Source organism: Thalassospira sp. (assembly GCF_030690045.1).
Lineage (GTDB): Bacteria > Pseudomonadota > Alphaproteobacteria > Rhodospirillales > Thalassospiraceae > Thalassospira.
Genome location: NZ_JAUYHK010000020.1, coordinates 163,635 through 171,268, shown reverse-complemented (window position 1 = coordinate 171,268; position 7,634 = coordinate 163,635). Strand labels below are relative to the sequence as shown.

The 7,634-nt window shown below is 55.2% G+C and carries 7 protein-coding genes; 3 read left to right on the top strand and 4 right to left on the bottom strand.

The window, feature by feature from the left end:
* Positions 1 to 559 precede the first annotated feature (559 nt).
* Positions 560 to 1,873, top strand: a complete 1,314-nt coding sequence (locus tag Q8O73_RS17355) for a M23 family metallopeptidase (protein ID WP_305559458.1) — start codon at positions 560 to 562, stop codon at positions 1,871 to 1,873.
* A gap of 70 nt (positions 1,874 to 1,943) precedes the next feature.
* On the opposite strand, the gene Q8O73_RS17350 is transcribed toward Q8O73_RS17355, so the two are convergent.
* A complete protein-coding gene (locus Q8O73_RS17350) occupies positions 1,944 to 3,740 on the bottom strand; it encodes an ABC transporter transmembrane domain-containing protein (protein WP_305559457.1) in 1,797 nt (598 codons plus the stop codon).
* A 45-nt stretch (positions 3,741 to 3,785) separates the two neighbouring features.
* Complete coding sequence (gene cyaY, locus Q8O73_RS17345; protein ID WP_305559456.1) at positions 3,786 to 4,118, bottom strand: iron donor protein CyaY; 333 nt, start codon at positions 4,116 to 4,118, stop codon at positions 3,786 to 3,788.
* A 225-nt stretch (positions 4,119 to 4,343) separates the two neighbouring features.
* On the opposite strand from cyaY, the gene rpmE reads away from it, so the two are divergent.
* Positions 4,344 to 4,571: a 50S ribosomal protein L31 gene (gene rpmE, locus Q8O73_RS17340; protein WP_305559455.1), complete on the top strand. Its 228-nt coding sequence runs from the start codon at positions 4,344 to 4,346 to the stop codon at positions 4,569 to 4,571.
* A gap of 227 nt (positions 4,572 to 4,798) precedes the next feature.
* Positions 4,799 to 6,547: an adenylate/guanylate cyclase domain-containing protein gene (locus Q8O73_RS17335; RefSeq protein WP_305559454.1), complete on the top strand. Its 1,749-nt coding sequence runs from the start codon at positions 4,799 to 4,801 to the stop codon at positions 6,545 to 6,547.
* A 29-nt stretch (positions 6,548 to 6,576) separates the two neighbouring features.
* On the opposite strand, the gene Q8O73_RS17330 is transcribed toward Q8O73_RS17335, so the two are convergent.
* Both Q8O73_RS17330 and Q8O73_RS17325 read right to left on the bottom strand, forming a co-directional pair.
* Positions 6,577 to 7,026 (bottom strand): DUF1465 family protein, encoded by a 450-nt coding sequence (locus tag Q8O73_RS17330; protein WP_305559453.1) that lies wholly within the window; start codon positions 7,024 to 7,026, stop codon positions 6,577 to 6,579.
* Between the two features lie 410 nt (positions 7,027 to 7,436).
* Positions 7,437 to 7,631 carry a DUF1192 domain-containing protein gene (locus Q8O73_RS17325; protein ID WP_305559452.1) on the bottom strand — a complete coding sequence of 65 codons (195 nt, stop codon included), beginning with the start codon at positions 7,629 to 7,631 and terminating at the stop codon, positions 7,437 to 7,439.
* Between the last annotated feature and the right edge of the window lie 3 nt (positions 7,632 to 7,634).

Here is a 7,634-nt window from a genome sequence, read left to right as displayed (position 1 = left end):
GCGCCGCCCGCGCATCCCTTCCTTCTGATCTACAATGTCAAAGAACTAATCAAAATCTTCCAAGGACCGAAGCCCCGCACCAACGTCAACACCGCAGTTCCCTGCGCCGCACCCCGTCGGTGGAGGCGGGTTATAGGTCCCCATCCCCAAACTGTCAAACCCTTTTCGTAAAAAAAACGACATAAATCGCAAAAAAATCGAAAGGGTGATTTTCCGGGCGGCTTTCCGGAATTCAAGAGCCGGAATACTGGTTTGACCATCCATCCGGTGCAGCAGAGTATTATATATATGTGTCGATAAAAATGCCGACCGTGCCTTTATATTGCCATGGTGGCTTGGCATTTGACGGGCGCAAGAAAAAAGGGCGTCGCCAATCGGGCTTCAATCGTTCGTAAACTTCTTGCCTGCACTATGGGGCGAAGCAAGGGTTCTGGCGTCAACGCATTTGGCGGTTAACTTTTGTGAGTCTTTTTTGTATAAGGTTGGTACTGATGTTGCCATCAAGAGCAACTCATTGGGTACACTGTATTTTTTGATGAGACAGGGGAGTTCTGCCACCATGGCCGGAAGACAGATGGTATCGATTGCCGCGATTGCGGCCGTCCTTGGCGGAACAATTGGTTTTGTCTTTTCTGAAAATACTTCAAATCCCCATGACAGTGCCCTGTCTGCCCATGCGGCAGAAACCGGGCTTCCCCCCTCCGGCACCCCGTCTGAAACCGCCCGCGCCATTGGCCCCGAAGAACTTGAACCCCGACTTGAAACGGTCACCCTTGAAAAGGGGTCCAATCTGATGGTGGCCCTCACCAATGCCGGGCTGGATCGTTCCATTGCCTTTCAAGCGATTGAAGCGTTGCGGGATGTCTATAATCCGCGCAAGCTCCGGGCGGGTCAGGAATTCGACCTGGTTTATGCCAGCGAATCTGCCGGTGATTCTGATTTGCTTGACGCCCTGCGGTTCCAGCCCGACCCGGAAACCATTGTTTCGGTATCCCGAACGGAAACCGGCTTTGAAGCCAGCGCCGACAAAATTGAATTAACCGCCGCACGATCCATTTCCGCAGGCACCATTGACCAAAGCCTGTTTCTGGCGGCCGAAAAGACCGGCATGCCGATTTCAGTTCTGATGGATTTGATCAATATCTATTCCTATGAAGTCGATTTTCAGCGCGACATTCAGCCCGGCGACAGTTTCGAGGTCATGTATGAAGCCTTGCAGAACGACAAGGGCGACCTTGTGCGCCACGGCGGCGTTCTGTATGCCAGCATGACCCTGAGCGGGCAGAAAGTCCGGCTTTATTCCTATACCGACAGCACGGGCGAAACCGGTTATTACAATGAAAAGGGCGAATCGTATCGCCGCGCCCTGATGCGGACCCCGATCAACGGTGCGCGCCTGTCATCGGGATTTGGCAAACGCAAACATCCGATTCTGGGCTATACCAAAATGCATCAGGGGGTTGATTTTGCCGCCCCGCCCGGCACTCCGATTTTTGCCGCAGGCAATGGCACTGTTCAGCAAATTGGTCGCAATGGTGGTTATGGCAATTATATCCGTCTGCGCCACACGGATTCCTATGATACCGCCTATGCCCATATGAAGGGATTCGCCAAGGGATTGCGTCAGGGGGCGCGGGTCAAACAGGGCGATGTGATTGGTTATGTCGGCACCACCGGTGCCTCGACCGGACCGCATCTTCATTTTGAAATTTTGCAGAACAACAGGCAGGTCAACCCGATCAACGTCAAAATGCCCAGCGGCAAGACCCTGACCGGCAAGGAATTGAAAAGTTTTCAGGCCGAAGCCGAAGGGCTGCGCCAGCAATATGCCGAATTGTCGCTGGAGAATCGCCGGGTTGCCAGCGCCCAATAAAACGGGCGATCATCCGACAGCCAGACAAGAGCCCCGCCCGGCATTCCGGACGGGGCTTTGCTTTTATCTTTCAGGCGGCGTCGCGTTGGAATTGCAGGCGGGCCAACCGGCCATAAAGCGGATTGCCATCCAGCAATTCCTGATGGGTTCCAACGGCAACCAGACGGCCATCCTCGATCACGGCAATGCGGTCGGCATGCTGAACCGTTGACAGCCGGTGCGCAATAACCAGTGTCGTGCGCTGCGCCATGATGGTTTCAAGTGCCTTTTGCACCACCTGTTCGCTTTCGGCATCCAGCGCACTGGTCGCTTCGTCCAGCAACAGCACCGACGGATTGCGCAGGATGGCGCGGGCAATCGCAATGCGCTGACGCTGCCCGCCCGAAAGCCGCACGCCCTTCTCGCCAAGGAAACTGTCAAAGCCATCAGGCAGACGATCCAGAAATTCCGAGGCATAGGCCGCATCGGCCGCCGCACGCACTTCGTCATTGCTGGCATCGGGGCGGCCATAGCGGATATTGTCCCAGGCATTGGCGGCGAAAATCACCGGGTCCTGCGCCACCAGCCCGATGCGGGCGCGCACATCCACCGGGTCGGCCTGACGGATATCGACACCATCGAGCAAAATCTTTCCCGCCGACGGATCATAAAATCGCAGCAGCAACTGGAAAACCGTGGTTTTACCCGCCCCCGATGGCCCGACCAGCGCCACCGTCTCTCCCGCCTTCACATCCAGCGAAAAGCCGGTCAGGGCGGATTGATCCGGGCGGGCCGGATAATGGAAAGTCACATTATCAAAAGACACATTGCCCTGATGGGGTTCGGGCATTTTCACCGGATGGGCCGGTGCGGCAATCGCCGGTTGGGTCGCCAGCAGGGCCATCAGCCGTTCGGCCGCCCCGGCCGCACGTTGCAGATCGCCAATCACCTCGCTGATGGCGCCCACCGATCCGGCAACCACAACGGCATAAAAAACAAAGGCCGACAATTCACCGGCACTGATTTTCCCATCCAGCACATCATGGCCGCCAATCCACAGGATCGTGCCCACCGCCCCAAAGACCAGAACAATGACAATCGCGGTGAGCAACGCCCGCGCCGCAATGCGCGACACCGAGGTGCGAAAGGCCTGTTCGACAAACCCGCCAAATCGGTCGCTTTCGATTTTTTCGTGGGTAAAGGCCTGTACGGTGCGCAGGGCATTGATTGATTCTTCGGAAAACGCACTGACATCGGCAATGCGATCCTGGGTATCACGCGACAGGCGGCGGACCTTGCGGCCATAGATAATGATCGGGGCCACCACCAGCGGCACCACCAGCAAAACCAGCGCCGTCAGTTTCGGGCTGGTAATTGCCAGCATGGTCAGGCCGCCGACAAACATCAGGGCATTCCGCAGCGCAATCGATACCGAAGACCCGATCACGACCTGCAACAAGGTTGTATCGGTGGTCAGACGCGATAAAACCTCGCCGGTGCGGGTGACTTCAAAAAAACCGGCATCAAGGCGGATGATATGGGCGTAGACCGCACTGCGAATATCCGCCACCACCCGCTCCCCGATCCACGAGACCAGAAAAAACCGGCAATAACTGGCCCCGGCCAGCAACACCGTGACGGCAAACAGGACAAACAGCGCCTGATCAAGCAAACCGGTATTGCCACTGACAAAACCGCGATCCACCAGCATGCGCAGGCCATTGCCCAGCGCAAGCACCGTCCCCGATGCCACCACAAGGGCGGCCATCGCACCCGCGACATGCAGGCGATAGGGTTTGACAAACGGCAGGATTGCCCGCAGCGACGAGAAATCCCGGCTGGTTTCGCGATCTATCGGGCGGGATGAAGTCCGGGGATTGAAAGCCAAGGTTATGTTCCAGTTATGTCAGCCTGAATGCCTGCCCCGTCCGGCCTAGTCGAGAACGATCTTCTGACCGGTCTTGACCGACAGATCGGCAGACAATTGTTCATGCAGGGTGGTTGCCCCGCGGGTCGAGCGCCAGCTTTCGGTGTCTTCGTCATAATCATAATGGCTGGCACCGCTGACCGGCGAAGACATCCAGATTTGCCGGTTGGGGCTGTGCTTGTTGATCACAAACTGTTCCCCCGAATCGAGTTCAAGCGACAGGATGCCCGATTGCAGATCGACATCAAGCGTATCGCCCAAAAGATCGTCGAGACGATCCGAAACCGTTTCGATGGTCTCGTCTGCGAGGCGGTGAAATTCGGTTTCATCAAAGGCCACAGTCTGACTCCGTCTGTCACAGGGGCTGATCACGCCCCCCTTAAAAACGATCTTTTATTCATGCTGCGGCACCATACTATATAAAGACAGGGGTGCAAGTACACATCATAGGGAATGGGGGTGAAAATAGCGCGACATCCCGGTTTGCACTATTTCCATCACAGGGCTTGCGCAGTTGCTTTTTTTCCCCTATACACCGCCCTTCAAATTCCGGAGTGGCAGGCGATGAAAAAAGATATCCATCCCGAATATCATGAAATTACCGTTCAGATGACGGACGGCACCACCTTCAGCACCAAATCGACCTGGGGTAAACAGGGCGACTTGATGAAACTTGACATCGATCCGAAGAGCCATCCGGCCTGGACCGGTGTACACCGTCTGCTTGACAGCGGTGGGCAGCTTGCCAAGTTCAAGAAGCGTTTTGCCGGTTTCAATATCGGGAACAACTAAAACAGATTCTGTCATTTTGACAGTCTGTGGGATTTACGTCCGTTGCGTTTTGACGCTGCGGGCGTTTTTCTTTTGTACCCTCGCGCCCGCCCAAACCGCTACGGTTGTATAGGTCGGGAGTTCTTGGGTGGTCAGAATGTGTTTTTCTTGCCATAATTGGCGCAGGGACGAAGAATGTTGCCTTTTCGGGGGAAACCCCTGCTCGTCAGGAAGACCGGATCAGAACGATGAACCAGGTGATCGCGCGCAAGCAGGTCAGCTATGAGGTCTATATTAAAGACCGTTCGGGGAAGTGGGTCATCCACGCCCACTATAATTCTGCGCAAAAAAAGGCCGCAGAAGAAGAAGCATTGACTCTTGAGCGCATGTCCCATGTGCAGGCCGTCAAGGTCATCCGCGAAGTTTATCACAACGATTCGAACCGTTCCGAAGACTATATTATCTATCAGACCCGCGGTTCAGGCAAAAAAACCGAGGCCGTCGCCCAGCCAAAGGTAAAATCGGGCAACGATAACCGTCCGGCCGCCAAAACACCGGAACCGCAGGCCGACAGCCTTGATGACATGCCGGTGATTGAGCGCGTGCGCCACAAACCCGCCGCACAATCGGGCGAAACCGGTTTTGTTGGCCTGATCCTGAAAGTCGTTCTGATTTTTTGTGCCGCCCTTGGCATTGGTCTTGTCGCCATGCTGGGCGCGGCACGCCTGCTGGAATATCTGCCCGGTGTCGGCATCGCCATAAGTCAGGGTTTTTACGACAAGGCGAATTTCATCGCCTTTATCGTCGGTTTCCTTGCCAGTGCAGTGCCGATGTTGATGTCTGTCACCCGCAAAATACGGGGCCCAAAAAATTCTGGGGGCAATAATGTGGCGTCGCGTGCCCGAACCACATCAACAGCCCGGACCACCGGCAGGCCCACCCGCAGATCCATGCCGGGGAACCGCGGCATTCCCGACAGTGCCACCGATACGGCGGATGCCGACGAAACGTCCGAAAGTACCCCGGTCGAAGACAGCGCCGATACTGATACTGCCGCCCCTGAAATCGCGCCGGTGCCCGATACGCCTGCCCTGCATGCCACACGGCAAGTCATGAAATCCTTCATCACTGGTTCGATCGAAACGATCCGGCGCAATATTCCCAGCATGGATGCCTACCACAAATTCGGGATCAATCTGTATGTGGCCGGGGCCTGTGATGCGTGCAGCGAAAAAAACGCCCTGCCGATGCAGGATGGCCGCATCATCCTGAAAGACTGCATTGCCGCCCTTGGCGCCAATGGCAGCATGGCCGATACATTCTGCAAAAATGTCGATCAGTATCTGCTGGAACCGAAATACAAGGACATGTATGGCGCGGGCCGGTCCTCGATGGACAGCTATATGAAAGACGAGACCAGCATCACAACATCGGTTTCGCAGGCCATTAGCCAGTGGAGCGCACAGCCCGCAGCAGCCGGTGCCGCCCCCGCCGGGAAAAAGCTGCATGCCCTGATGTTCACCGACATCGTCAATTCCACCCAGATGACCCAGGAACTCGGCGATATGGGGGCACAAAAGATGGTGCATGCCCATAACAATATCGTCCGCACCGCCTTGCTGAACAATTACGGTAAGGAAGTCAAACATATGGGCGATGGCATCATGGCGGTCTTTCCGTCATCGGCCAGTGCGGTTGAGGCCGCCCTTGAAATCCAGAAAAACATGGCCGCCCACAATCAGCGCGGCGATCTGGTATTCAAGGTGCGCATCGGCATCAATGCCGGAGAAGCAATTACCGAGGAAAATGACCTGTTTGGTACGGTTGTGCAGCTTGCCGCCCGTGTCTGTGCCGCCGCCGGGGCCGATGAGGTTCTGGTATCGTCCGCCGTGCGCGATACCTATGCCGGAAGCCGGGCGGCCTTTACCTCACGCGGGACCAAAGCCATGAAAGGCTTTGCCAACCCGGTAGAGGTTTTTGCCGCCACATCCCGCTAAAATCCGGCCTGCCCCACCAAAACACCTGTTTATGGCGCGCTACGGGCGGCGACCTGTAATTCCATTCGGGCAACCCGCATATAAAGCGACTGCGCGCGTTCCATCAGGTCAAGCAAGGCCGGGGGTGTCATGACGCATTCATCCCGTCGATCTTCGATGCAGATTTTCAAATCAACCATCAGATCGTCGATATCAACCGCCTCGTCCCAGCCGATTTCCCCCGCATCCACCGCGCGGACCGACAACAGCCACGCCATCGCCCGGATCAACCGGGTTGTCATGCGCATTTCTTCGCGGAACTGGACCAGACGCAACCCGCCATTCAGGTTCCGACGGTCGTTTTTTAGGCTCCATGTCAGATAATTTCGGGCTTCAACCAAAAGGGTGAAAGCCTCGTCATATGTCCGGGAAAACGGCACAATAGCAAAATTGCTGTCATAGCGGCGTTCAGGACCAAGAGGGGGATATTTACCTGCCATTTCCCTTATATTGGGAGGATATCGAATGGCGTCAAGGCAACAAACGACAGCAGCATGGCTCAAAAACAGAGAGACCGTCCCAAAGGACGGTCTCTGCCTCAACCTGCTAAACTTGCCGGACTATCTTTGTTTTTTTGAGACACTATAGCCCGTTCCACAGGGGGTCAAGGCCCTAAATGGCAGAAATGTGACACTACGTATTAGTACGTATTCCAAACGGCACATAAAAGAAACCGCCCGAAAGACGGGCGGCAAGTTTAACAGGGAGGCATCGAAATATCATGTTCGACAAGAGGTCAGGATTTGACCCATGATTCAGATATAGGACATGAAGTTTAAATTTCAATTAACCCAGAGTTTTTTGTGTTGATTATTTTTATCCAAAAAGAACATGCTTCTTTTTGACGATATCAGGATCGAAACAGCGCCTCGGCCCCTTTGATAACACCATCGCGTTTTTCCAGCATCCCATCCACCCTTGCGATTTCATTTTCAAGGGCGGTCTTGTATTCCTTCAGGGCAACGACCGACAAATCATCAAGATTGCGGGGTAATCCAATGCCCGACATACCGGGGTCTTGCGGGAAAATATCAGCTTCATCCATTTT